The following is a 25,483-nucleotide window of genomic DNA, read 5'->3' on the forward strand; positions in this document are numbered from 1 at the left end:
CACAGTTTTTGGTACAGTGTCCCTAAAAATCACTCGAACTGACAATTTTTATTCAATCTGTACAAGAAATATCTTATACAAAAAAAGGTTAGACTCTAAAAAAAATAGAATCTAACCCAAGTTTATTTTGTTACTTAAATACTATAAGAAATGGTGATATTAAGATTTCCTTACTTCAATTTTTTAGCAACATACATTTTTTCTGCTAATTGAACAGCTTTGTACGCATCAACAACACCGCCTGTTACAGAAATATCTGTTAAAGCAGGGTTTTTATTGACAGATTCTAACAAAATTTGTTTGATATCTGTTGCAGTTAATTTAGGATAATGTGCCCAAACTAAAGCAGCAACTCCCGCTACAACTGGCGAAGCCATAGAAGTTCCACTTTCGTTTTTGTATTCCCCATCTTTATTAGGAACAGTAGAATATATTTCATTTCCTGGTGCAAAAACGTCTACAGACTTTTTACCAAAATTAGAGAAACTTGCTCTTAAATTGTTATTATCCATTGTATTTGCTCCAACTGTAATTACGTTTTTAGAAACTTCTGCACCTTTATTATCATAAACAGTAGGGAAGTGAATTTCGTCATCAATATTTACGTTTTCATTTCCTGCAGCTTTAATCAATAAAAGACCTTTTTTCTCAGCATATTTAAATGCATCCCAAACAATTTGTTTATCTGGAGAATAAGCTTTTCCAAAAGACATGTTCAAGATTTTTGCTCCATTATCTGTAGCATAACGAATGGCATTTGCAACGTCTTTATCGCGTTCGTCTCCATTTGGAACTGTACGAACTGACATGATTTTAACATAACCATTTCCTGCGATTCCATCCATTCCAATTCCGTTTCCAGATTTTGCCGCAATAATTCCAGAAACGTGCGTTCCGTGCATAGAATCAGGACCGTCTACATCATTATTTCCGTAAAAACGTTCTGATTTATCAGCATAATTATCGCCAACAATTGGACGAGGATCTAATTCTGTATTCAAGTTAATTTCAACTTGTTCTTTGTAATATTTTGTTCCTTCTGAAATTTCATTTCCAACTTCTGTTAAGAAGTCTTTCATCGATTTTCCTTCCCAAGCTTCTTTCGGAACCATACCAAAAATAATCATCCCTTGTTGTGCTTCTTTAGAAACAGGTTTAAAAGACATCATATTTTTTTCATTCAAATCTTTTTCGCCCCATTCTTTAATCAAAGCAGGAAATGCAACCGAGAAAACATCATTCATCTGCGTATATTGTGCTGCATTTTGTTTTGCTTCGGCTAATTTATCTTCGAATGCAGGTTTTATTTTTTCATATTCTTCAAATTCTTTTGGGAATTTTGTTTTGTTTGAAGCTGCATCTTTACTTTTTTCGAATAAATCGCGGTATTTTACAAAAAGACGTGTTAATTCTAATGTATCTCCATCAACATTTTTACCATCTTTTCCTCCGATAAAATTCCAACCGTGAATATCATCAACATAACCATTTTTATCATCGTCAATTCCATTCCCAGCAATTTCTTTGGTATTTGTCCAAATATTATCTTTTAAATCTGGATGAGTAATCTCAACTCCAGAATCTAGAACACCAACAATTAACTGTGAAGGTTTACGTTTTTTTGATTCTAAAAATTGCAACGCTTTTTGAGTATTAACACCATAAACACCACTTTCTTCGAAAGATTCGTGTTGCCAATATTTTTGATCAACTTTAGTTAAAGGTAGAGCAGTTGTCGTTTCTTGTGCGAACGATGCCCCACCAACAAACATGGCAACTGATATACTTAATAAGAATTTTTTCATAATTGATTTTATCTATATGTCGAGAAACAACCGAAATTGTTACATCTAAAATTATCCGGAGTTTAAACGCAAAAAAGGCTCCAAAATTTGAAGCCTTTTTATAATGTTGTGTTAAAATTAAAATTATTTCAACTTACGTTGTTTGTAAATTTCTTCAGCTTTTTGTACAGCTTTGTAAGAATCTACAACACCTCCAGCAACAGAAATCTCTTTTAATTGCTCATTTTTATTAACTGTTTCCATTAAGATATTACGAATATCTTCTGCAGTTAATTTTGGATAATGTGACCAAACCAACGCTGCAACACCAGCAACAGCAGGTGAAGCCATAGAAGTTCCGTTTAAGAAACGATATTGATCAACCCCTGGATATGTTGCATAAATCTCTTGTCCTGGTCCAAAAACATCTACCGATTTTTTACCATAGTTAGAGAAACGAGCTTTTAAAGCATTTGGATCTTTAGTAGAAGCACCAACCGTAAGAACAGATTTAGAAACAACATTTCCATTTCTAAAATTAGTTGGATAATGTACATGAACATCAATATCTTCGTTGCTATTTCCAGCCGCTTTAACGATTAAAACACCTTTATCAGAAGCATATTTGAACGCATCCCAAACTAAATCTGCATCAGGAGAATAAGGTTTTCCGAAAGACATATTCAAGATTTTTGCTCCATTGTCAACTGCGTAGTAAATTGCATTTGCAACATCTTTATCGCGTTCGTCTCCATTTGGAACTGTACGAACCGACATAATTTTTACATTATTTCCTCCAGTCGTTCCTTCAGAACCGATATTATTTCCTCTTACAGCACCGATAATTCCAGCAACGTGAGTTCCGTGAGAAGATTCAGGTCCGTTAGAATCACTGTTTCCATAAAAACGCTCTTTTTTATCATTTGGATTGTCAACATCTTTACGATCAACCAAATCTAAATTTAAGTGAGAAGATAAAGCATCTCCCTTCGCAGCACGACGAGCAGCTCCTAAATAGGTATTCGAAACTTCTTTCATCGTTTTCCCAACCCATTGCTCTTCTTTCAATTCACCAAAAATCCATAAAGCTTCTAAGATTTGAGAATCTGTTGGTTGGTAATTTTTTAAAATATCTTTAGTTAATTTAGTATCTCCAAATTCAAGAACCATTTTATTTACACCACCTTCAACAGCATTCAATTTAGATTGAGCAACTTGTTGGTTATATTTTGCTTTTCCTACAGCGCTTAAATATTCTTTTTCAATTTTTTGAAATTCAGCATATTCAGTAGGATTTTTTACAATAGCTTCATGATTTTTCTTTTGATCGAAAGTTGCGTATTTAGATGATAAAGCTTTGTAAACACGTGTTAATTCAGTGGTATCATCATTGTAATTGATTCCTTTTGCTGTTCCTAAAAAAGACCATCCATGTACGTCATCAATGTAACCATTTTTGTCATCATCGATTCCGTTTCCTGGAATTTCTTTTGGATTTGACCACATATTTGCTTTCAAATCTTCGTGAAAATTTTCAACACCGCTGTCCAAAACTCCTACAATAATTGTATTTGCTTTTCTTTTGTTGTCTTTTAAGAATTGTAAAGCTTGATCAGTATTTACACCATAAACACCTGTTTGTTCTACACCTGCATGATACCATTTTTCTTTTGGTACTTCTGTTGTTTGTGCTTGAACAAACCCTAATGTAAAGGCAAATCCTAAAGCAATAAATAATTTTCTCATGTTGTTATTTTATTAAGTTTTTTAAATATACTGCGGCACTTGGTCCTTCGCTAAAAAGTAAATCTAAGATACTCAAACCTTCTATAAACTCAAATTTATCATCAAAAACTTGTGCATATTCTGGTAGGTTATACTGAGGTGCTTTTTTAGCAGAAAATTGATTTCTGAAATCATTTTCAGGATTCAGATCTTGATAGGTTTCAGTTTTAGAAATCTCCAAATCTAAGCTTAATTTCTTGTTGATGAAATCAATTGTTTTTAGATTAAAATCTAAAAGAAATTTCTCTTTTTGTTCTAAAATTGGAATAATTTCATCTTCATAATATTCAAAATATGGAGAACTTTGATAAGCCGATTTCAATGATTTGATGTGTTCCTTTTGCCAATCGTATTCATAAGAAGGTTGTAAATCTTTGAACAAACGTGTTCCGTTGTGTAAGATTGGAATATTCAACATCAATTTACCGTTTGCGCCTAAAATATACATGCGGTTACGGTAAGTTTGTTTTTGAAAATTTTCTTGAACTTCGATGGCTAAAGTTTGGCTTTTTACCATTTCTGCATAGTAATCAATCGGTCCAAAATAAAAAGCTGCAAACGTATTTTTCATTCTATTATTTTATATGGAAATGTGCATTACAAGTAGCTTATAATGCACATTTATAGTGTTGTTAATTTTATAATTTAGAGGATTTTATCGCTCTTTTTATTAATATTTGTTTTTCTTCTTCTCTTTACGAGCTTTTACAATATCGTATCCAATCCAACCAATTAAGGCAATTAAAACATAAATTCCGTACGAAGTTTTGTCTGGATTATCATTATTGATTGATGTAAAGAAACGGTTCCAAATAAATTTCTTAGGAGCAGCAGGCTCGAACATTCCGTTCATATTTGCCCAAATCATAATTGGACGACCAATGATGTGATCTTCTCCAACATATCCAAAGAAACGCGCATCTAACGATTGATTTCTATTATCTCCCATCATGAAGTAATAGTTTTGTTTGATTTCGTATTTATTTGTTTTTTGATCGTTAATGTACACATCAAACTTACCATTCGCAGAATCTACACGCAAACTATTGTGCTCGTATTTACGAATTACATTGATGTATTGTGCTAAGGTTTCTTTGTTTACATCAACTACATCACCTTTTTTCGGAATATATAAAGGTCCATATTGATCTGTATTCCACGTTTTGTTTACAGGGAAAATCGTATTTGTACTATCAATTTTTCCATTTACAATGTGCTCTGTTTTTTCACCAACTGGTTGTAAAATTGGTTCAACAGAAACTACATTTGCATTAGATTTCATTGCTGTAACATGAGCATCAGTCAAAGCAGCAAATTGATAAATAAATGTTCCGTCAGCTTGTTTTGCAGCGTTATAATCAGTACTAATAATTCCGAAATTATCGTATAATAATTTATCGCTGAAAGGAGATTTTACAATAACTGTATACGCATGTTGAACTTGTGCATCTTTTTTCGGAATGAATTTTTTATCATTTACATATAAAACTCCATTACGAACTTGAATCGTTTCACCTGGTAAACCTACCAAACGTTTTACATACGCATCTTTACGATCGATAGCAGAATAAACAGAATCTGTAGGATAGTTGAAGACAACAATATCGTTCGATTTTAAATCTCTCCAACCTGGAAGACGCATATAAGGCAAACGCGCTTTGTCGATAAAACCATCACGGTAAATGAACTCAGAAAATGGAATTCCGATCGGCGTCATAGGAACGCGCGCTCCGTGACTTACTTTTTCTACAAATAAAGCATCACCAATTTTGATTGTATTTTCCATTGATCCTGTAGGAACAATCATTGGTTGAATAAACCAGTTATGAACCAAAGTTGCCAAAACAAGGGCAAAAATTAAGGAAGAAACAAATGTTGGTTTGCGTTTTTCTGGTCCTAAATATTTTGGATTATCAGAATAATTAACTGCAAAAATGTATAAACCTAAAGTCAAAACCATAATGACTTTGTCTTTTGTTTCAATTTTTCCGTAAGAATCTCCTAAATCAACAAAGAATACTAACCAAAAAATAGGACCAACAATTGGCAAATAAAATAGAATAATCCACCATTTTGGACGATGAATAATTTCTAAACCTTTCCAGATATTTAGAAAAGGAATATAAGCTTGAATTGCTTGCTTTCCAGCATTTTTATATAATTTCCAAGTTGCAGCTCCAAAGATTATATTGGCAATAATAAAACCAATTAACCAGTAAATTAGTACATGCATAAGTTTTTGATATTTAGTATTTTAATTTAGTTTAGTTCAAGTACATCTTTCATTGTGAAAACACCTTGTTTATTACAAATCCATTCCGCAGCAATCACGGCACCTAAGGCAAAACCTTTGCGAGAATGCGCAGTATGAGAAATCTCAATAGTGTCTACATCAGAGTTATATTGTACGATATGTGTTCCGGGAACATCCTCGATTCTTTTTGCTTCAACTGGAATAATGTCTTTTGCTTTTTCGTCCATCGACCAAGAATTATATGTTGAATTGTCAATAATTCCTTCGGCAATTGTAATCGCTGTTCCAGAAGGTGCATCAAGTTTTTGTGTATGATGAATTTCTTCTAGATTAATTTGGTATTCGTTACGATATTTATTCATCATTCGAGCTAAAATAGAATTTAATTCGAAGAATAAATTAACGCCCAAACTAAAGTTAGAAGCATATAAAAAAGCGGTGTTATTTGAAATTGCTAAATGATTAATTTCTTCTTGTTTATCTAACCATCCTGTTGTTCCACAAATTGTTGCGATTTTATTTTCAAGTAATACTTTAAGGTTGTCGTAAGCGAATTCTGGTCTCGAAAATTCTATTGCAACTTCAACATTATTTAATTCTTCCGCAAGTGGAGTACGAGATATTTTAAGTACAACTTCGTGTCCGCGTTGAATTAAAATTTCTTCAATGGCTTTTCCCATTTTTCCGTATCCTATTAATGCAATTTTCATCTGTAATTTCTAAAATTTTAAGTTAAATGCCAATCCTAAAACTGGCTCTAATGTCATTTCATCTTGAATGACTGTTGGTTTGAATGACATTTCTGTGTCATTACGAACTGTGAATAAATGCGCATCTACTGTTGCATCTACAATATTTAATAAATAAGCTAATGCAGTTAAAGCGACACTATAATCGCGTTTTCGTTTGTAATCATCTTGAATAACTGCCAATTGCTCTGCAGATAAAATTCCTGTGAATTCGTTTGGTGTTCCTTCTCTTACCGCAATATAAGCTTTTCGGTATTTTTTGTACAAATTATTGTAATAAATCGTAAAACCTGTTCCTGTACCTACTAAACCAAGCGCAATAGGTGCTTTTAACCATTTTTTGTTATACAATTGTCCAGCACCAGGTAAAATAGCCGAATACAAAGAGGCTCTAATTGGACTTTTCTCCATTAATGCTTCTTTAGTTACGCTCATTGTATCGTTTACAATAACATTATTTTCGACAACGACTAAAGAATCCGTTTTAACTTGACCGAAAGCAAACGTCGAAGAGATCGTTAATCCAAGTAAGAATGCTTTAATTCTCATTTAAAAATTTTCTTAATCGTTCAAACTCATCATCAGAAGTAAAATTCAAAATTATTTTACCTTTTCCATTATTTGCACGTTTTATTTCAACTTTCGTATTCAATGAATTTGAAATAGAACTTAATGCTTCTTTGTACTGAGAAGGTAATTCATTTGTTGCTTTTTTCTCAGGTTTACCTTCTTTTATCGATTTGATTAAACGTTCTGTATCGCGAACAGATAAATTGTTTTTGACAATTTTTTCGTAAATATCAAATTGTAAATCAGTATCATCAATAGCCATTAAAGCGCGACCGTGTCCCATTGAAATCATTCCGTCACGAATTCCTGTTTGGATAATCGGATCTAATTTCAATAAACGCAAATAATTGGTAATAGACGTTCTGTCTTTTCCAACACGTTTACTTAATTCTTCTTGCGTTAACTTGATTTCATCAATCAATTGTTGGTAAGAAAGTGCAATTTCGATCGCATCTAAATCTTGACGCTGAATATTTTCGACTAATGCCATTTCCAGCATTTCTTGGTCATTTGCTAAACGCACATAAGCCGGAATTGTTTTTTTACCAGCTAATTGCGAAGCGCGAAAACGTCTTTCACCAGAAATCAATTCATATTCACCTGTTGGTTTTTTACGAATCGTAATTGGTTGAATAACGCCTAATGTTTGAATAGACGAAACCAATTCCTCTAAAGCTTTTTTATCGAAATTCGTTCGTGGTTGCCAAGGATTCGCGGTGATTTTTTCTAAATCTATTTCCAAAATATTTCCAACCAATTTTTTAGCACCTTCATCTTGTGCAGTTTTTACAGTTGGTTCATCCTTTAATAGAGCAGATAATCCACGTCCCAAGCGATTATTTTTATTTGGCTTTGCCATTTTATTTAAACTGTATCGTTGTTGTTAATTAAAAATTCACGCGCTAAATTTAAGTAGTTTTCTGCACCTTTACTTGCTGCGTCGTACTGAATAATTGTTTCGCCAAAACTTGGTGCTTCTGACAAACGTACATTTCGAGTAATAATTGTTTTGAAAACCATTTGCGGAAAATGATTGTTCACTTCGTCTAAAACCTGATTAGAAAGGCGTAAGCGAGAATCATACATCGTTAACAATAAACCTTCGATATCCAGTTCCTTGTTGTGATGTTGTTGAATTCCTTTTATCGTATTTAATAATTTACCTAAACCTTCTAACGCAAAATATTCGCACTGAATAGGAATAATCACAGAATCAGCAGCTGTAAGCGCGTTCAAAGTAATCAAGCCAAGTGAAGGCGCGCAATCTATAATAATATAATCATATTGATCTTTGATTTCTGACAACGCGTTTTTTAACATGTATTCGCGGTTCTCGTAATCTACAATCTCAATCTCGGCAGCAACTAAATCTAAATGAGCAGGCATCAAGTCTAGGTTTGGCGATTCTGATTGTAAAATAGCTTTGCTTGCAAGTACTTCATTTTCCAATACTTCATAGGTTCCTGCTTCGATTTCATCCAAATCAAAACCCAAACCAGATGTTGCATTTGCTTGCGGATCTGCGTCAATTAATAAAACTTTTTTCTCTAAAACACCTAATGAAGCGGCAAGGTTTAACGAAGTTGTCGTTTTACCAACACCACCTTTTTGGTTAGCAATAGCAATAATTTTACCCATAATTTACGTTCAAAACGATTTCAAAAATACAATATTTAACCTTGCTAAACCTTAAAGAAAAAATAAATTTTTGAATAATTGTTGAATATTTGTTTTACATCATAAAACATCAGTTCTGTAAAGCTAAATTTTAATATTATTTTATCTTTTTAACAGAATTAAAAAACTTATATTTGCGACAAGTATTTTTATAATTTTTTTAATAAAAAAAGTTGATGAGTTTTAACCTTTTATTCGAAAGCGTTGAGAATAGAAAGAGCTTTAACGCAGTAGTTTTAATGAATAGAAACGAATTTAAGAATTATTCTTTCCCCTTATTGCTTCGCAATGTATATTATGCGATACGTCTGTAATACCCTAATTTTTTTGCAAAATTTTTAGAATTATTAAACACACGTAACATTTATAAAGCATAATGAAAACTAAATACATAGATTTAATCACGCAATCATTTGACTTTCCACAAGATGAATTTGAATTAGATGGAGAGTACTTAAAATTTAATGGAATTGACCTAAAAGCTTTGGTCGAAGAACATGGAACACCATTAAAATTCACATATTTGCCTAAAATTTCGCAAAACATTCAGAAAGCGAAAGGTTGGTTCGAAAAAGCGCGTGAAGAGTTAAACTATGAGGGAACTTACAATTATTGTTATTGTACAAAAAGTTCTCACTTTCGTCACATTTTAGGTGAAGCATTAAAAAACGATATTCACATTGAGACATCTTCTGCATTTGACATTAATATTGTCGAAAATTTGATTGGAGAAGGTTTGATTACAGACGATCAGTATGTTGTTTGTAACGGTTTCAAGCGTGAGGAATATGTAGAAAATATTGCTCGTTTGGTAAATAGCGGACATCGTAAAACAATCACAGTGATTGATAATTACGAAGAAGTTGATTTGTTTTCAGAAGCAATTGAAGGTGATTTTGAAATCGGAATTCGTATTGCATCTGAAGAAGAGCCAAAATTTGAGTTTTATACCTCTCGTTTAGGAATTGGGTACAAGGATATTGTACCGTTTTATCAAACAATGGTAAAACCAAATGAACGCATTAAACTGAAAATGCTTCATTTCTTTATCAATACAGGAATTAAAGACAATTCATATTATTGGAATGAGTTGACAAAATGTTTGAGAGTTTATGTAAACCTTAAAAAAGTTTGTCCAGAATTAGATAGTTTGAATATTGGTGGTGGATTCCCAATCAAAAATTCGTTGAATTTCGAATATGATTACGAATACATGGCGAAAGAAATCTTGTTGCAAATTAAAATGATTTGTGATGAAGAAGGAATTGCTGTTCCAAATATTTTTACAGAATTTGGTTCGTTTACAGTTGGAGAAAGTGGAGGAGTAGTCTACAAAATTCTTTATCAAAAGAAACAAAATGATAAAGAGTATTGGGATATGATCGATTCTTCTTTTATGACAACTTTGCCAGATGCTTGGGCAATTTCGAAACGATTTGTAATGTTGCCAATTAACCGTTGGTACGATAAGTATGAACGTGTATTATTAGGAGGTTTAACATGTGATTCTGATGATTATTATAACTCAGAACAGCATGTAAATGCCATTTATCTTCCGAAATATGATCAAGCAAAACCATTGTATATCGGTTTCTTTAATACAGGAGCTTACCAAGATAATATTAGTGGTTTTGGTGGAATTAATCACTGTTTAATTCCTCAGCCCAAATATATTTTGATTGACGAAAATTATGAAGCAAAAGTATATTCAGAAGAACAAACGCATCAAGATGTGTTGAATACTTTGGGATACAAATAATTGAATTTTAAATAAATAAAATACAAATAAAATGAGTAAAGGACCAATCAGTCAGTTTATAGAACATAACTATAGACACTTTAATGCAGCTGCTTTAGTTGACGCTGCAAAAGGATATGAGCAACACTTGTTAGAAGGTGGTAAAATGTTAATTTCTTTGGGTGGAGCAATGTCTACTGCTGAATTAGGAATTTCATTAGCTGAAATGATTCGCCAAGATAAAGTGCACATCATTTCTTGTACAGGAGCAAATTTAGAAGAAGACGTAATGAATTTAGTTGCGCATTCACACTATAAAAGAATTCCAAATTACCGTGATTTAACGCCAGAGGAAGAGCGCGAATTGTTAGATACGCACTTCAATCGTGTTACAGATACTTGTATTCCAGAAGAGGAGGCTTTTCGTCGTTTACAAGAGCATTTAGAGAATGTTTGGCATGCTGCTGAAGAAAAAGGTGAGCGTTATTTACCACACGAATTTTTATATCAAGTTGTAAATTCTGGAGTTTTAGAGCAATACTACGAAATTGATCCGAAAGATTCTTGGATTGTTGCTGCAGCTGAGAAAAATTTACCTATCGTTTGTCCAGGTTGGGAAGACTCTACAACAGGAAACATTTTTGCGTCTAACGTAATCAAAGGTAATTTAAAAGCGTCTACAGTAAAATCTGGAATTGAATACATGATTTACTTAACAGAGTGGTATCGTGCTAATTCTGATGGTAAAGGTGTAGGTTTCTTCCAAATTGCTGGTGGTATCTCTGGAGATTTCCCAATTTGTGTTGTTCCAATGATGTACCAAGATTTAGAGTGGACAGATGTTCCTTTCTGGGCATATTTCTGTCAAATTTCTGATTCTACAACATCTTACGGATCTTATTCTGGAGCAGTTCCAAATGAGAAAATTACATGGGGTAAATTAGATGTTGATACGCCAAAATATATGATAGAATCTGATGCGACAATCGTAGCGCCATTGATTTTCAACTATATTTTAGGAAACTAATCAATAGAATATTAAGCATAAAAAAAACCACTTCAATTGAAGTGGTTTTTGGTTTTATATTGTTCAGATAATTAATCTTTCATTGCTTCACCAGCTTTTCTATGTGTAAATTTTCCATAGATATGTCTTCTAGCAAAACGGCTTGGAGAGTCAGAATTTACCATTTTGATGTACGTGTTTTTAGGAACACCAAAATACTCGTAATGATTTCCATCTAAATGTTCTACTTTCAAAATTTGTTCATCCATATAAAAATCATGAATGTTAGATTTTGCAGTTGTAATCGTATATTCTTCTTTGTTTTTTTCGTGCGTTTCAGGATTAATACTTACTAAAAAGTGGTATGCTTCGATCACAACTTTACTTTTTTCTTCAGCTTCTATTTTACCTGCTTCGTCGTTGATAAATTTATCAGGATGCGCATCTTTCATCGTATTTCTGTAAATTGTTTTCAACTCTTTTAGAGTTACATTTTTATCAACTCCAAGTAATTTTCTGTGTTCTACAACGCTTTTCATAATTATAATCCTTTTTTCGGAGTGCAAAAGTACGGATTATAAATCACGAAATGCGCTTAATATCCATAAGTTTCGTTAAGGTTATGATAAATAATTTTCTTTTTGTTGAGAATTTGATATTCAATTCCAATACTATCCTTGTTTATAGAAATCAGTTTAGCTTGCTGAATAGGTTCGTTTTCGTATTCATATAGCTTTGGATCATCAGAATTAATATTTAATGTTTCAGAAACAATATCACTATAATCTGGTCTCGCGATATTGTTTGATTTTTCTAAAATAGGAAATTTAGATTCAGAATTATAGATATAAGCACGTTTCATTGCCATAACTTTTTTCGTAACTACTATTTTATATTCATCGTTTACTTTAATGGTTTGAATTGTATTCATATTGAATAAAAAACTAACGATAGATAGAAACAGAATTGCCATTGGTAAAATGCTCAATCCAACTAAAGCAAAAAGTAAAAAACCATAAATTTTGATATAGATAATTTTCCAAAATTTAATAACGATGTAAAAGGTGAAGATAATCGAAGTCCAAGCAAGAATATGATAGGTATATTCTCCTTTTAAATTCAAACCCATAAGGTTTAAACTCAATAAAAATAAAATGAGAACAACTGAAGAAATGATGTAGATTTTGAGTGATTTTGGCATTTAGGTTATGATTTATTTTTTCGAATATACATTATTTATATGATTTAATCGTTTTGTGTTAAATGAATTATCTCGAATATTTTTGTAATTTTAAACAAGCTAACAACAAACAAAATAAGTATGAAATTGAAAGACGTTCCTGAATTGAAAAATTCTATTTTAGATCTTCCTTCAAAAGAAAAAGATAAACTTCTTTTGCGTCTTATCAATAAAGATGAAACTTTAGTAGAACATTTGCATTTTCAATTATTAGAGAATGAAAATGATTTGCAAGATCGTGTAAAAAATATTTATGAAAAGATTGATTTTCAGTTTGAAAAGTCTCATCACTTAATTAATCAGATTAACATAAATAGAAGTCATCGTCAATTGTTGTTGACGTTAAAAACATTGAGTGGAATTGTGAACTATCATGTTCAAATTACGAAAGATAAAGTGTCAGAATTTGAATTGAGAAAATATATCATTCAAGAATCTTTTAGTCGTTATCCTTATCTTTTTGAAACTTATACAACAGGAGATAATGCAGAAAAATTATACAATTATCAACATGGCAGATTGAAATTGATTTTTTCTATTTTTGAAAAATTTCATGAAGATTTAAAATTTGATTACCAGAACGATATTGATGAAATTAATACTTTTTTAAGAAAAACTCCTATAAATTTTAAACTTCAATAGTTCTTTTAAACAAAAGGTTGCTTATCTAATATTGTATAAAATAATAATTAAATTTACTATAATTGACTTATTATTAATTGGTTTGGTCTATTTTTTGTTAGTCTTAAAAATAGTGGATTAACAAATTATTAATTTAATTTATTGTTAAATAACGAAAAAAGTATAGTTAGTTCTGTGTAAACCGAACTAACTATTTTATATTTGCATGGTTTTGTAGATTATACACATTATGAATATAAAAAATCAAGCATGTAATTCGGATCTTTTTTGCAGCTTTAGTGCTTTTTTGGAGAGAACTTACAGTTTTCCTCCATTGACAGCTAAGTTGCAAGCATACATGATTTTAGAGTCTGATGAGGAAGGATTCACGTTTGAAGAGCTTCTTGAGATTTTTAATGTTAGTAAAAGTTCCTTATCAAACTCTATTAACTACTTACTATCGATGAAACACATCGAGTACATAAATAAAATTAACTCTAGAAAAAGATATTTTAGATTAAATTTTAATTATTTGACAGAGAAATTAGATTTTTTATTTGAAATGATTTCTCAAGATATAGGTTATACAAATCGAATAAAAGAACATAAACTAGCGAATAATACGCTTTCTAAAAATGTTGAAAATAGAGTAGTTGATATCTATTTGGAACATCTTAATCAAACAAAAGTGATATTAGACGAAACAATACAAAAAATAAATAAAATTCAACTAGAAAATAAGTAAAAGTAATATGAAAAACGTTAACGTTATAATGGTTGGTGCTTTGGCAATAGCTTTGAGTTCTTGTGGAAAGAAAGACAATGCTGCTGCTCAACAAGCACAAGGTCCAACACCTTATCCGGTAGTTGATGTGCCTACGAAAGTGGTGACGAGTTATGATGAATACCCTGCAAATATTCAAGGTATCGTAAATAATGATGTTCGTGCAAAAATCCAAGGATACATTACAGAAGTTTATGTTGATGAAGGCCAATATGTACAAGCTGGTCAGCCTTTGTTCAAATTAGAAACAAATGTTTTAACTCAAAATGCGGATGCTTTAAAATCTGGTGTTGGTGCTGCGCAAGCTAATGTAAAAGCGGCTCAGGCTAATGTAAGTGCAGCGCAAGCGGCAGTGCAAGCAGCTCAGGTAGAGGTAAACAAATTAACTCCTTTGGTACAGAAAAACATTATTAGTAATGTACAATTAGAAACTGCAAAAGCTAATCTAGCAAAAGCACAAGCGAGTTATAATCAAGCTGTAGCTGCTAAGTCTCAAGCGCAGGCTGGTGTTACTCAAGCGCAAGCAAGTTATAAAGGAGCGCAAGCAAATGTTGACTATTCTGTTGTAAGAGCACCTATTAGTGGAGTAGTTGGTTCTATTAATTCTCGTCAAGGGACATTAGTTGGTCCTACGGATCAAACTCCAATTACTACAGTTTCAAATACAAGTAGAGTATATGCCTATTTCTCTATGAATGAGAAAGAATATTTAAACTTTATTTCTAAATCAGAAGGAGCTAGTTTAAAAGATAAATTAAACAAAATTCCAGCAGTAGAATTAGTATTAGCTAATGGAGATGTTTATCCTGAAAAAGGTAAAATACAAACTGTAACTGGTCAAATTAATCCAACAACAGGTACAATTGATTTCCGTGTAACGTTCAATAATGAAGCTAAGCTTTTGGCAAATGGTAACTCAGGACGTATTCGTGTTCCAAAAACTTATGTTGATGTATTGGTTGTGCCAGAGGCTGCAACATTTGAACAACAAGGTATGACTTATGTTTACAAAGTAACAAAAGATACAGCTTACGCAACTCCAATTACTGTTGTAGAAAGAGCTAACAATATGGCAGTTGTAAAAGACGGAGTGAAAAAAGGTGATAAAGTTGTAGCACAAGGTGTAGGTAAATTACGTGATAAAACAGCTGTTAAACCAACTCCAGCAAACTTTGATCAAATCGTAGAATCGACAAAAACGGTATTCTAAATTGTAAATAGATATGTTAAAAAAGTTTATTGAAAGACCCGTACTATCTACGGTAATTTCTATCCTTATATTGATATTGGGTATACTGGGGCTTATATCGCTTCCGGTAACACAATATCCAGATATTGCACCCTCTACTGTAAAAATTTCAGCTTCGTATCCCGGAGCGAATGCAAAGACAGTAATGGAGTCTGTAATTATTCCGATAGAGGAACAGGTGAACGGGGTTGAAGGAATGGATTATATTTCTTCTACTGCCTCTAATAACGGTTCTGCTTCTATCGATGTTGTATTTAAACCAGGTGTAGATGGAGATATCGCACAGGTAAACGTACAAAACCGTGTGGCACGTGCTACACCATTATTACCTTCGGAGGTAACTCGTTCTGGGGTTGTGACACAAAAACAACAGACATCAGCATTGATGTTTGCTTCGTTTAGTTCAACAAACCCTAAATATGATGAGATTTATCTTCAGAATTATTTGAACATCAACATTATTCCAGCCTTAAAACGTGTAAACGGTGTAGGGGATGCAACTGTATTTGGTGCGATGACTTATTCTATGCGTATTTGGTTAGATCCTTCTCGTATGGCAAGTTATGGTTTAGTTCCTTCTGAAGTTTCTGCAGCTTTATCTCAAGAATCTCTTGAAGCTGCTGCTGGTTCGTTAGGGGAAAACTCTGGACAATCATTCCAATATACAATCACATATTCTGGGCGATACAAGACAGAAGATCAATATCGTAATATTGTTATTAAATCTTTACCAAACGGACAGGTTCTTAGATTAAAAGATGTAGCGAATGTAGAATTTGGTGCTCAATCTTATGCAGGACGTTCTGCAATGGATGGAGATCCTTCTGCTGTATTTGCTGTTTATCAAACGCCAGGATCTAATGCACAAGAAATTATTGTAAACTTAAGAGCTGAGTTAGAAAAAGCTTCTAAATTATTACCAGAAGGAGTTTCTTACACTATCTTAATGGATACAAATACATTCTTAGATGCGTCTATTTCTAAAGTTGTTCACACAATGATAGAGGCGTTTATCTTAGTATTTATTGTTGTATATATTTTCTTACAAGATCTCCGTTCTACATTAGTACCATTGATTGCGGTACCAGTGTCTATTATTGGTACATTCTTTTTCCTTAATCTGGCAGGATTCTCGTTAAACTTATTAACGTTATTTGCCTTAGTACTCGCCATTGGTATTGTTGTGGATGATGCCATTGTTGTTGTGGAAGCGGTGCATGCTCGAATGGAGTCTCATCACGAAGCTCCTATGGATGCAACGAAAAATGCGATGGATGAAATTTCTGGAGCGATTATCTCAATTACATTAGTAATGTGTGCGGTGTTCGTACCAGTAACATTTATCTCAGGACCTACCGGAGTATTCTACAAACAATTTGGTATTACTTTAATTGTTGCCATTTTAATTTCGGCATTAAATGCCTTGACATTATCTCCAGCATTGTGTGCTTTATTCTTAAAACCACATCAAGAAGGAGAGCAAAAACGTAACTTTATTCAACGATTCTTTGATGCTTTCAATGCTTCATTTGATCGTATGACACATAAATATGGTAATTCATTCAAATTTTTAATTAAACACAAATGGATTTCATTCTTATTAATTATTCTTAGTGGAGTAGGAATTTGGGGTATTGGAAAAATGATGCCAACAGGTTTCGTACCAACTGAAGATAACGGATTTATTATTGGTAATATCGAATTACCAGCAGGTGCTTCTATGGACCGTGTGTATGAGGTTGAAAAAGAATTCCAGAAAAAAATTGAAAAAATTCCTGGATTAGATAAAGCAACAATTATCTCAGGTAACTCTATTATTTCTGGAGCTGGTTCTAACTATGGTATGATGTTCATTAAATTGAAACCATTCGAAGAACGTACAACAGATGCTTTATCAGTACAATCAATTATTGGACAATTATTTGGTGCTGCAGCTCAAATTCCTGATGCTCAAATGATTTTCTTCCAACCACCATCAATTCCAGGTTTTGGTATGTCTTCTGGTTTCGAATTGAAATTATTAGATAAAACAGGTGGAGATATTGCTGATTTTGATAAAGTTGCTAAGGAATATATTGGTGCTTTAATGCAACGTCCAGAAATTATGTATGCTCAAACTTCTTTAAATACAGGTTTCCCTCAATACGAAATCGATGTTAATATTGAAAGAGCAAAACAATCTGGTGTTTCAGTAAGTTCTATTTTCTCAACTTTACAAGGATATATTGGAGGATTATATGCAGCTGACTTTACACGTTTTGGTAAACAATACCGTGTGTACATTCAAGCTTCGCCAGATGATCGTATCAATGAAACAAGTTTAAATAAAATGTTCGTGAAAACGGATGCAGGTTCAATGACACCAGTTTCACAATTTGTGACTTTAAAACGTGTATATGGTCCTAACTCTGTTAACCGTTTCAACTTATTTACATCAGCTAATATTACAGGAGCTGTAAAACCAGGATTCTCTACAGGGGATGCAATTACAGCAATTAATCAAGTTTCTGAACAAACATTATCTACTTCTTACGGAACTGACTTTACAGGTCTTACTCGTGAGGAGATTAATTCAGGTTCTCAAACAGCAATGATTTTTGCTTTATGTATCGTATTCGTGTACTTTATTTTATCTGCACAATATGAATCTTATGTTTTACCATTCGCAGTATTATTATCTGTTCCTTGTGGTATGATGGGTGCATATTTATCTCAATGGTTAGCTGGATTAGAAAATAATATTTATTTCCAAATTGCCTTAATCATGTTGGTTGGTTTACTCGCCAAAAATGCCATTTTGATTGTAGAGTTTGCATTACAAAGACGTGTACACGGAATGTCAATTATTCAGGCAGCTATAGATGGAGCGAAAGCTCGTTTACGTCCAATTTTGATGACATCTTTTGCCTTCATTTTAGGATTAATGCCATTAGTATTTGCAACAGGTGTATCATCTGCTGGTAACCGTTCTGTAGCAACAGGAGCAGCATTTGGTTTATTAGTAGGTACAATTTTAGGTTTATTTGTTATTCCAGTATTGTTTGTTGTTTTCCAAACATTACAAGAAAAAGTTAAACCAATTAAATTTGATCGTCCACAAGAAGAAATTGAACATAATAATTCAATCTAAAAATGAAAAAGTACAGAATATTTAATATTACTTTAATCGCAGCTGGATTGTTTGCTGTTCAGTCTTGTTTCGTAGCAAAAGATTATCATCGTCCTGAAGCTGTTGTAAATGAAGCAAATTTCAGAACAGATGTTATTGCAAAAGACAGTGCTAGTGTTGCAACTGTTTCTTGGAAACAAATTTTTACAGACACTCAATTACAAGCTTTGATTAATCAAGGTTTACAAAATAATTTAGATATACGTTCGGCACTGCAAAATATTGCAGTCGCTGAGGCGTATGCTAAACAAGGTAAAGCAGGTTATTTACCAACTTTATCTGTTGGGCCAAAATATACGTTTACAGAAAACTCTCGTAACACTCAGTTTGGTGCATTGATGTCAAAACGTGCACAAAGTCAATACGAAGTTTCAGGGAACTTAAGTTGGGAAGCAGATATTTGGGGTAAAATTAGAAGTAATCAACGTGCATCTGCTGCAACTTATTTGCAAACTGTAGAAGCGCACAAAGCGGTAAAAACACAAATTGTTGCTTCTATTGCAAATGCGTATTACAACTTATTGGCTTTAGATGAGCAAAAAAGAATTTTAGATAAAACTTTAATCAACCGCGAGCAAAGTTTAGAAACAACGAAAGCTTTGAAAGAAGCTGGTAGTGTTACAGAAGTTGCAGTTAACCAAACAGAAGCGCAATTGTTCAATGTGAAATCATTATTGGTTGATGTTGAAAATGGAATTAAGATGAACGAAAATGTGATGAGTATTTTGTTAGGAACAAATCCTCAATCAATTAATCGTACAAACTTAGCTTCTCAGAAAATTAATGAAAAATTATCTGTTGGTGTTCCAGCTCAATTATTAGAAAATCGTCCTGATATCAAAGCTGCAGAGTTTGGATTGATGAACGCTTTTGAGAATGTTAACGTTGCGAATGCAAGTTTTTATCCTTCTCTTTCTATTACTGCAACAGGTGGTGTACAAGGAATTGATATCGATAAATTGTTTAGCGCGCAATCTTTATTTGCAACTGTGATTGGTAACTTAACTCAACCTTTATTACAACAACGCAAATTGCGTACGCAAAAAGAAGTCGCTTTAGCAAATCAAGAAAATGCTTTGATTAATTACAAAAGCAAAATCTTAAATGCAAGTAAAGAGGTTTCTGATGCGTTATACACTTACGATGCAGCAACGAAAAAAGCTGAATATAAACAAAAAGAATATCAATTATACAATCAAGCAATTACCTATTCTGAAGAATTGTTAAACTACGGTATGGCAAACTATTTAGAAGTAATTACAGCAAGAGACAATGGGTTAAATGCTGAATTGAATGTTGTTGATGCGAAATTATCATCTTTATCATCAATGGTCGAATTATATCGCGCTGTTGGAGGTGGATGGCAATAAGCAATTCTAATCTTAACAAAAAACCTCTCAAATAGTTGAGAGGTTTTTTTATGTTTCTATTTCTCTATAACTTCACAATGAATAATATTATGTGAAGTTCCTACAAATTCTATTAACCAATTTTCGGTAGTTTCTTCAATTCGATTTTCATCTTTCCAAATTAGATAATCAAATGAAATTGGAATCGAAACAAATTTACTTTTTGGATGAGAAGCAAGTTCACTCAAATCTTCTTCAATTTTTTGTTCCATTTCAAATAAATCTTTTGGTTTTGATTTATGAAAACTATAATAATCAATCGCGATTAATTCTAATATAATTTTGTCGTTTGTAAATGTTTGCGCAAAATCGTAAATCGTTTGAAAAACATCGTTCAAGGTATGTTTGTGAAACAAATGATGCTGCTCAAAATATTGTCCTAATCCCATCAAATAATCGAAAATAGAATACTTTTGACTAATATATTTCAGCGTTTCTGGCGTTCTTGGTTTGTTCCAATAAATCTCCAGAGCATTTTCTAAAGCAGTAATATTTTCTAAATCATTTTCACTTAAAAAATCACTTTTTATAATTTGATAAGGCGGCATTGGATCAAAATGGTAACCATAGTTTTCATATTTTTGACGAACTGGAGTCCCTTTCAGAAATTTCAGAAAACCTAATTGCAATTCTGGTGGATATAGTTTAAAGGTTTCTTCGAAACTAAATTTCAAATCATCAATATATTCCAAAGGTAAACCAACAATTAAATCTAAATGCATCTCAATACGATCTTTCAATTGATTGATAACATTTGACGTTTTTTCAAAATTTTGCTTGCGCGAAACTTCTCGATTACTTTGTTGATTAACGGTTTGAATTCCGATTTCGAAACGGAAAAGATTTTTTGGCACTTTTTCGTTGATGAATTTTATAATATCAGGATGAACAATATCTGCTGTAATCTCGAACTGAAAAACATTTCCTTCACGATAATGATCCAAAATAAATTGAAACAATTCAATCGTAAAATCTCGTTTTATGTTAAATGTACGATCCAGAAACTTGATTGTTTTCCCGTGTTTCATCAAATACAACAAATTTTCTTTGATGGTTTCCATCGGCAAATAGCGCATTTTATTGTCTAAACTTGCCAAACAAAACTCACATTTATAAGGACATCCACGAGAAGTTTCGATGTAACAAACCTTCTTTTCCAAATCCGCTGGATTATCGTATTGATAAGGATTTCGACCTTTTAATCGATTAATATCAAATTGAATATTTTGTACATTGTAAACAACTTCGTTCTCTTTTTTGTAAACTAAATTCGGTACATTTTCTATTGCGGGATAATTTGCTGCAAATTCCTCGAACGGAATTTCTCCTTCACCTACAATGATATAGTCGATATAATCATTTGCAATCACATCATCATATTCGTAACTAACTTCTGGTCCACCCAACAAAATTTTAGTTTCAGGAGAAATTTGTTTGATTCGTTTACAAACCTCTAACGTCTGCGTAATATTCCAAATGTAGCAACTAAAACAGATAATATTGTATTTAGCGCATTTTTCTGCAACTTCATCAAAGTCAGATTTAATCGTAAATTCTTTCCAAAAAATATTTCCACGATGATGATTCAAATCGTACAAAATACGAATTGCCAAATTGAGGTGAATATATTTTGCGTTTAAAGTCGTTAATAAAATTGATGGTTGCATAATTTGTAATTGATTTGCAAAAATAATAATTAAAAACCAATCGCTGTGCCGCCCAAAGAAACACTTGTTTTGTTATATTTTGTAGGCGTTTTTTTCTTTTTCACTTTGATTGAAAAAATAACAGGTTCTAATGGTAATTCGTTCTTTGTTTCAACTTCACTAATTTTCATGACTTTGTCTAAACCTTTTGTAATTTCTCCAAAAACTGTAAAATCATGATCTAAACGAGGCTGTCCGCCATTTTTTAAATATTCAGCGCGTTGTTCTGCTGTAAATTTGATTCCTTTTTTAGTTTCCAAATCATCTAATTCTTTCGCTGTAATTTTTTTTCCTACAACAAAATAAATTTGATTGTAATAAGAAGCTTTTTCTTTATTTCCATCTCGACCAGCACCTAAAGCTCCCATTTTATGAAAAGCTTTCGGATTAAATTCTGGCGCTAAACGAATCGGTTTTTGCTCTGGATGTTCGGCTTCTCGCGCCAAAATAGGATCATCTAATTCGCCTCCTTGAATGACGAAATCTTTCACAACTCTGTTAAATTGTGCATTTGTATAAGTTCCTTTATTAATCTCACTCAAAATCAAATCGCGATGTTTTGGTGTGAAATCGTATAACTTCACATCAAATTTTCCGTAATTCGTTTTGAATTTTAAAGTATAGGTTTGTGCAGAAACAAAACTCGAAATTGAAAATCCAATTCCGAGTGCAATATTTTTTAATAATCTATGATTCATTGTAAATTTTCTTGTTCTAAAGATAGCAACAAATATAGAAATCTGAATGATTTTAAGCTAAATTCATAATCATAATTAAGCTTCCAACTCCAATAATTACCCACAAAATAATAGCCATTAATAGAGGTTTGTAACCAATATTTTTCATCATTTTAAATGATAAACTTGTTCCGATTAAGAATAATGTAAGCGTAAGTGCAGCTTTTGATAAATCGATAATAATTGGGCTAAATTGATGAACAAAAGGTATATAGGTATTCACACAAATGGCAATTAAAAACAATCCAATAAACCACGGAATATTAATTTTTGATGTGGTGTTTTTGAAAAACAATAAGGTTAAAAACGACAATGGAATAATCCAAAGTGCACGTGCTAATTTTACTGTTGTAGCGACTTGTAAAGCTTCTTCTCCGTATTTATTTGCTGCTCCAACGACTGAACTTGTATCGTGAATGGCGATGGCGCACCACAAACCGAATTCGTGTTGAGATAAGTTGAATAAATGTCCAAGCGGTGGGAAAATCAATAATGCAATTGAGTTTAATGTGAAAACTACTGCTAAAGCAACCGAAATTTGATTGGGTTTTGCTTTTGTAATTGGCGCGATTGCAGCGATTGCACTTCCTCCGCAAATTGCTGTTCCAGCGGAAATTAGGTAGCCTGTAGCTTTTTCAATTTTGAAGAGTTTGGTAAATAAAAATCCTAAAATCATCAACGTAGAAATACTTACAACGGTGAATACAATTCCTTCTTTTCCTGCTTGTATAGCCGAAAAAATATTCATTCCGAATCCTAAACCTACCACAGCAACTTTCAGTAAAGTGTTTGATACTTTTCGTGATTGTACTTCGTATGGATTTCCAAATATTTGCGCAACAACAAATCCTAAAACTAATGCGATAGGAGAGCTTATAAAAGGCATTAAACATAGAAATGCACAAATTAAAAAGATAACTTTTTGTGTAGTGAATTGTTGAAATAAGCCTTTTTCTGAATGTATAATTTTCATGATTTGAATAATTTTATGGTACAAATTTCTTGTACTTATTATTCAAAAAGAAATGATAAAAAGTAATCTATTATTACTTTAAGTTATAACTATTGCAAAAATTAATAAACAAATTCACCAATTTAGATTGATCACCTTCTGGAATGATAAAATTGAAATTACGTTCTATCACAAGGTTTTTAATGTCAATAATAGTTAAAGTTTGATTTTTAAGTTCTTGTAAAATAGATTGAATTGATAAAAACGCTAAAGCATCAGAATGTAACACATACGATTTTATACTTTCTGTACTTCCCAATTGAATTTCGATATTGAGTTCATTTAGCTTTATATTTTTCGATTTTAAAGCTAAATCAATGGTTTCTAAAGTTCCAGAACCAGGTTCCCGAAAAACCAACGGAATGTTCTTTAAATCATCTAATTTGATATTATTTTTGGTAAAAATAGAATGATTTTGACGAGAAACTAACACAATTTCATCTTTCATAAACGGAAAATAATGAAACGTTCTATTTTTGATTTGAGCTTCAATTAAACCGACATCGATTTTATGATTTCCTAATAATTCTTCAATTCTTTCCGAATTTTGAATCACCAAACTCAATTGAATTTCAGGAAATCTTTTTCGAAATTCTGCCAAAATAGGAGGTAATACATATTGCGCAATTGTCGTACTTGCACCCAAACGTAAAATTCCTTTTTGTTTTTCTTGTAATTGCCCAATTTCAAATTCCATTTTTTGATAAACAGAAAAAATTTCTTCTGTATATTTTAATAGAATTTCACCAGCTTTGGTCAATTTTATTTTCGTCCCATTTCGTTCAAATAACTTAATGTTAAGATTTAATTCAATTTCTTTAATGTGTTTTGTAACAGCTGGTTGTGTTATGTTTAATTCGTTTGCTGCTTTCGTGAAATTCAATCGTTTAGCAACCGTATCAAAAACTTTTAATCTAAAATCGAACATAAGAAATTATTGAAATAAGCTTAAATTGTATTGCTTTACCAAATCCAAAATCATATGATATCCAGCTGCGGAATTCCCATGTTCGTCAAGTGCAGGACTGAAAACGCCGATACCAATTTTGTTTGGAACGGAAACGGTAATTCCGCCACCAACGCCAGATTTACTTGGTAAACCAACGGTGCGTGAATATTTGCCACTAAATTCATACATTCCAGCAGTCAACATTTGAGATTGAATTAACTGTGAGATTTCTGGATTTTTATACGTTGCATCACCATCAAAACGTGTGCATTGATGCGCAAAGAAATAACCAATTTTAGCTAAATCTTCGGCAGTTACTTCGATAGAACATTGTTTGAAATAGTTGTTCAACTTTTCTTCATCACCTTCAATCAAGCCATTATTTTTCATCAAATAAAACATTCCACGATTTTTGTGTCCCGTTTCTTTTTCAGAATTATAAACGGATTTGCTATAATCTATCGAATTATTTTTGGTGATGTAGCGAACCATTTCAAGGATTTTTTTGAAAGGAATTTCACCTTCACCATCAATCATAGAAGTTGTTAAAATCGCACCAGCATTCATCATTGGATTCAGAGGTTTTCCTGTCGTTTCAAGGTTTGCGTAATGATTAAATGGTTTATCTGTTCCGAAATAACCCATTTTAGAAAATACATTTTTCTCCCCTTTTTCTGTAATAGCAATCATCAACGCAATGATTTTAGAAATACTTTGAATTGTAAATTTTTGATTGATATCGCCAACATTTATCACTTTACCATTTTCATTAACTACAGAAAAAGCAATTTTATCCGCTTGCATTTTTCCTAATTCTGGAATATAATCGGCAACTTTTCCTTCTTTGTAAAAAGCTTTATTTCTCTCAAGAATATCGTTTAATGTTTTTTCATTAATCTGTAAACTTCTCGAACTATTTTTTGACATATTTTGTCCATAAACAGTTTGATTAATTGGATTAAAACATGTTAAAGTAAGACTTAGAAGTAATGTTGAGAATGTATATCGTTTCATTTTATTTGATGTAAAACACAAACTTAAAAA

22 protein-coding genes are annotated in these 25,483 nt (G+C 32.1%); 7 read left to right on the plus strand and 15 right to left on the minus strand.

The features are described 5' to 3' along the window. Positions 1-170: 170 nt before the first annotated feature. From B4J88_RS11250 to B4J88_RS11285, 8 genes are all read right to left on the minus strand, one after another. Positions 171-1,805: a S8 family peptidase gene (locus B4J88_RS11250; protein WP_291067678.1), complete on the minus strand. Its 1,635-nt coding sequence runs from the start codon at positions 1,803-1,805 to the stop codon at positions 171-173. A 123-nt stretch (positions 1,806-1,928) separates the two neighbouring features. Further along, entirely contained in the window at positions 1,929-3,530 is a 1,602-nt protein-coding gene (locus tag B4J88_RS11255) for a S8 family serine peptidase (protein WP_286494915.1), read from the minus strand. A gap of 4 nt (positions 3,531-3,534) precedes the next feature. After that, positions 3,535-4,140, minus strand: a complete 606-nt coding sequence (locus tag B4J88_RS11260) for a WbqC family protein (protein WP_291067679.1) — start codon at positions 4,138-4,140, stop codon at positions 3,535-3,537. Between the two features lie 99 nt (positions 4,141-4,239). Next, positions 4,240-5,802 carry a signal peptidase I gene (lepB, locus tag B4J88_RS11265; protein ID WP_180904453.1) on the minus strand — a complete coding sequence of 521 codons (1,563 nt, stop codon included), beginning with the start codon at positions 5,800-5,802 and terminating at the stop codon, positions 4,240-4,242. Between the two features lie 26 nt (positions 5,803-5,828). Beyond that, complete coding sequence (dapB, locus tag B4J88_RS11270) at positions 5,829-6,533, minus strand: 4-hydroxy-tetrahydrodipicolinate reductase (protein ID WP_180904452.1); 705 nt, start codon at positions 6,531-6,533, stop codon at positions 5,829-5,831. 9 nt (positions 6,534-6,542) lie between these two features. Further along, entirely contained in the window at positions 6,543-7,121 is a 579-nt protein-coding gene (locus B4J88_RS11275) for a DUF5683 domain-containing protein (RefSeq protein WP_180904451.1), read from the minus strand. After that, a complete protein-coding gene (locus tag B4J88_RS11280) occupies positions 7,111-8,001 on the minus strand; it encodes a ParB/RepB/Spo0J family partition protein (protein ID WP_038330580.1) in 891 nt (296 codons plus the stop codon). The genes B4J88_RS11275 and B4J88_RS11280 overlap by 11 nt, the downstream gene beginning before the upstream one ends. 5 nt (positions 8,002-8,006) lie before the next feature. Further along, positions 8,007-8,780 carry a ParA family protein gene (locus B4J88_RS11285; RefSeq protein ID WP_038330582.1) on the minus strand — a complete coding sequence of 258 codons (774 nt, stop codon included), beginning with the start codon at positions 8,778-8,780 and terminating at the stop codon, positions 8,007-8,009. Positions 8,781-9,195: 415 nt separating this feature from the next. Between B4J88_RS11285 and B4J88_RS11290 the strand changes: the two genes are divergently transcribed. Both B4J88_RS11290 and B4J88_RS11295 read left to right on the plus strand, forming a co-directional pair. Then, positions 9,196-10,578 carry a decarboxylase gene (locus B4J88_RS11290; RefSeq protein WP_038330584.1) on the plus strand — a complete coding sequence of 461 codons (1,383 nt, stop codon included), beginning with the start codon at positions 9,196-9,198 and terminating at the stop codon, positions 10,576-10,578. A gap of 31 nt (positions 10,579-10,609) precedes the next feature. Continuing rightward, positions 10,610-11,584, plus strand: coding sequence for a deoxyhypusine synthase family protein (locus B4J88_RS11295; protein ID WP_038330586.1), 975 nt, complete (start codon positions 10,610-10,612; stop codon positions 11,582-11,584). A gap of 71 nt (positions 11,585-11,655) precedes the next feature. Here the strand turns inward: B4J88_RS11295 and B4J88_RS11300 are convergent, their stop codons facing one another. Together B4J88_RS11300 and B4J88_RS11305 are read right to left on the minus strand one after the other, a co-directional pair. Then, the gene (locus tag B4J88_RS11300; RefSeq protein ID WP_038330588.1) at positions 11,656-12,102 is read right to left on the minus strand and encodes a KTSC domain-containing protein; all 447 of its coding nucleotides are present in this window, start codon (positions 12,100-12,102) and stop codon (positions 11,656-11,658) included. A gap of 56 nt (positions 12,103-12,158) precedes the next feature. Beyond that, on the minus strand, positions 12,159-12,692 hold the full coding sequence (locus tag B4J88_RS11305; RefSeq protein ID WP_115000382.1) for a hypothetical protein: 534 nt from the start codon (positions 12,690-12,692) through the stop codon (positions 12,159-12,161). A gap of 192 nt (positions 12,693-12,884) precedes the next feature. On the opposite strand from B4J88_RS11305, the gene B4J88_RS11310 reads away from it, so the two are divergent. From B4J88_RS11310 to B4J88_RS11330, 5 genes are all read left to right on the plus strand, one after another. Then, complete coding sequence (locus B4J88_RS11310; protein WP_291067680.1) at positions 12,885-13,445, plus strand: hypothetical protein; 561 nt, start codon at positions 12,885-12,887, stop codon at positions 13,443-13,445. Positions 13,446-13,674: 229 nt separating this feature from the next. Continuing rightward, positions 13,675-14,169 (plus strand): GbsR/MarR family transcriptional regulator, encoded by a 495-nt coding sequence (locus B4J88_RS11315; RefSeq protein ID WP_038330593.1) that lies wholly within the window; start codon positions 13,675-13,677, stop codon positions 14,167-14,169. A 7-nt stretch (positions 14,170-14,176) separates the two neighbouring features. Continuing rightward, entirely contained in the window at positions 14,177-15,418 is a 1,242-nt protein-coding gene (locus B4J88_RS11320) for an efflux RND transporter periplasmic adaptor subunit (RefSeq protein WP_038330599.1), read from the plus strand. A gap of 13 nt (positions 15,419-15,431) precedes the next feature. Beyond that, the gene (locus tag B4J88_RS11325) at positions 15,432-18,587 is read left to right on the plus strand and encodes an efflux RND transporter permease subunit (protein WP_038330602.1); all 3,156 of its coding nucleotides are present in this window, start codon (positions 15,432-15,434) and stop codon (positions 18,585-18,587) included. Between the two features lie 2 nt (positions 18,588-18,589). After that, entirely contained in the window at positions 18,590-19,996 is a 1,407-nt protein-coding gene (locus B4J88_RS11330) for an efflux transporter outer membrane subunit (protein WP_286475983.1), read from the plus strand. A 56-nt stretch (positions 19,997-20,052) separates the two neighbouring features. Here B4J88_RS11330 and B4J88_RS11335 read toward each other — a convergent pair whose 3' ends face one another. The 5 genes from B4J88_RS11335 to glsA form a co-directional block, all read right to left on the minus strand. Then, positions 20,053-21,702, minus strand: a complete 1,650-nt coding sequence (locus B4J88_RS11335; RefSeq protein ID WP_291067681.1) for a B12-binding domain-containing radical SAM protein — start codon at positions 21,700-21,702, stop codon at positions 20,053-20,055. A gap of 29 nt (positions 21,703-21,731) precedes the next feature. After that, positions 21,732-22,439 (minus strand): peptidylprolyl isomerase, encoded by a 708-nt coding sequence (locus tag B4J88_RS11340; protein WP_280050969.1) that lies wholly within the window; start codon positions 22,437-22,439, stop codon positions 21,732-21,734. A 52-nt stretch (positions 22,440-22,491) separates the two neighbouring features. Continuing rightward, a complete protein-coding gene (locus B4J88_RS11345; RefSeq protein WP_291067682.1) occupies positions 22,492-23,451 on the minus strand; it encodes a YeiH family protein in 960 nt (319 codons plus the stop codon). Positions 23,452-23,524: 73 nt separating this feature from the next. Then, positions 23,525-24,418 carry a LysR family transcriptional regulator gene (locus B4J88_RS11350; protein WP_219033970.1) on the minus strand — a complete coding sequence of 298 codons (894 nt, stop codon included), beginning with the start codon at positions 24,416-24,418 and terminating at the stop codon, positions 23,525-23,527. Between the two features lie 6 nt (positions 24,419-24,424). Continuing rightward, positions 24,425-25,366 carry a glutaminase A gene (gene glsA, locus B4J88_RS11355; protein WP_414646628.1) on the minus strand — a complete coding sequence of 314 codons (942 nt, stop codon included), beginning with the start codon at positions 25,364-25,366 and terminating at the stop codon, positions 24,425-24,427. Positions 25,367-25,483: the final 117 nt, after the last annotated feature.

Source organism: Empedobacter sp. UBA5036, assembly GCF_002415215.1.
GTDB lineage: Bacteria > Bacteroidota > Bacteroidia > Flavobacteriales > Weeksellaceae > Empedobacter > Empedobacter falsenii_B.

What these genes read in the sequence shown, in the direction of transcription:
- B4J88_RS11350 (WP_219033970.1), bottom strand. Translation starts at nt 24,418, where the DNA reads ATGTTCGATTTTAGATTAAAAGTTTTTGATACGGTTGCTAAACGATTG.
- B4J88_RS11300 (WP_038330588.1), bottom strand. Translation starts at nt 12,102, where the DNA reads ATGAAAAGCGTTGTAGAACACAGAAAATTACTTGGAGTTGATAAAAAT.
- glsA (WP_414646628.1), bottom strand. Translation starts at nt 25,366, where the DNA reads ATGTCAAAAAATAGTTCGAGAAGTTTACAGATTAATGAAAAAACATTA.
- B4J88_RS11285 (WP_038330582.1), bottom strand. Translation starts at nt 8,780, where the DNA reads ATGGGTAAAATTATTGCTATTGCTAACCAAAAAGGTGGTGTTGGTAAA.
- B4J88_RS11340 (WP_280050969.1), bottom strand. Translation starts at nt 22,439, where the DNA reads ATGAATCATAGATTATTAAAAAATATTGCACTCGGAATTGGATTTTCA.
- lepB (WP_180904453.1), bottom strand. Translation starts at nt 5,802, where the DNA reads ATGCATGTACTAATTTACTGGTTAATTGGTTTTATTATTGCCAATATA.
- B4J88_RS11315 (WP_038330593.1), top strand. Translation starts at nt 13,675, where the DNA reads ATGAATATAAAAAATCAAGCATGTAATTCGGATCTTTTTTGCAGCTTT.
- B4J88_RS11295 (WP_038330586.1), top strand. Translation starts at nt 10,610, where the DNA reads ATGAGTAAAGGACCAATCAGTCAGTTTATAGAACATAACTATAGACAC.
- B4J88_RS11280 (WP_038330580.1), bottom strand. Translation starts at nt 8,001, where the DNA reads ATGGCAAAGCCAAATAAAAATAATCGCTTGGGACGTGGATTATCTGCT.
- B4J88_RS11345 (WP_291067682.1), bottom strand. Translation starts at nt 23,451, where the DNA reads ATGAAAATTATACATTCAGAAAAAGGCTTATTTCAACAATTCACTACA.
- B4J88_RS11250 (WP_291067678.1), bottom strand. Translation starts at nt 1,805, where the DNA reads ATGAAAAAATTCTTATTAAGTATATCAGTTGCCATGTTTGTTGGTGGG.
- B4J88_RS11320 (WP_038330599.1), top strand. Translation starts at nt 14,177, where the DNA reads ATGAAAAACGTTAACGTTATAATGGTTGGTGCTTTGGCAATAGCTTTG.
- B4J88_RS11255 (WP_286494915.1), bottom strand. Translation starts at nt 3,530, where the DNA reads ATGAGAAAATTATTTATTGCTTTAGGATTTGCCTTTACATTAGGGTTT.
- B4J88_RS11310 (WP_291067680.1), top strand. Translation starts at nt 12,885, where the DNA reads ATGAAATTGAAAGACGTTCCTGAATTGAAAAATTCTATTTTAGATCTT.
- dapB (WP_180904452.1), bottom strand. Translation starts at nt 6,533, where the DNA reads ATGAAAATTGCATTAATAGGATACGGAAAAATGGGAAAAGCCATTGAA.
- B4J88_RS11275 (WP_180904451.1), bottom strand. Translation starts at nt 7,121, where the DNA reads ATGAGAATTAAAGCATTCTTACTTGGATTAACGATCTCTTCGACGTTT.
- B4J88_RS11325 (WP_038330602.1), top strand. Translation starts at nt 15,432, where the DNA reads ATGTTAAAAAAGTTTATTGAAAGACCCGTACTATCTACGGTAATTTCT.
- B4J88_RS11330 (WP_286475983.1), top strand. Translation starts at nt 18,590, where the DNA reads ATGAAAAAGTACAGAATATTTAATATTACTTTAATCGCAGCTGGATTG.
- B4J88_RS11305 (WP_115000382.1), bottom strand. Translation starts at nt 12,692, where the DNA reads ATGGGTTTGAATTTAAAAGGAGAATATACCTATCATATTCTTGCTTGG.
- B4J88_RS11260 (WP_291067679.1), bottom strand. Translation starts at nt 4,140, where the DNA reads ATGAAAAATACGTTTGCAGCTTTTTATTTTGGACCGATTGATTACTAT.
- B4J88_RS11290 (WP_038330584.1), top strand. Translation starts at nt 9,196, where the DNA reads ATGAAAACTAAATACATAGATTTAATCACGCAATCATTTGACTTTCCA.
- B4J88_RS11335 (WP_291067681.1), bottom strand. Translation starts at nt 21,702, where the DNA reads ATGCAACCATCAATTTTATTAACGACTTTAAACGCAAAATATATTCAC.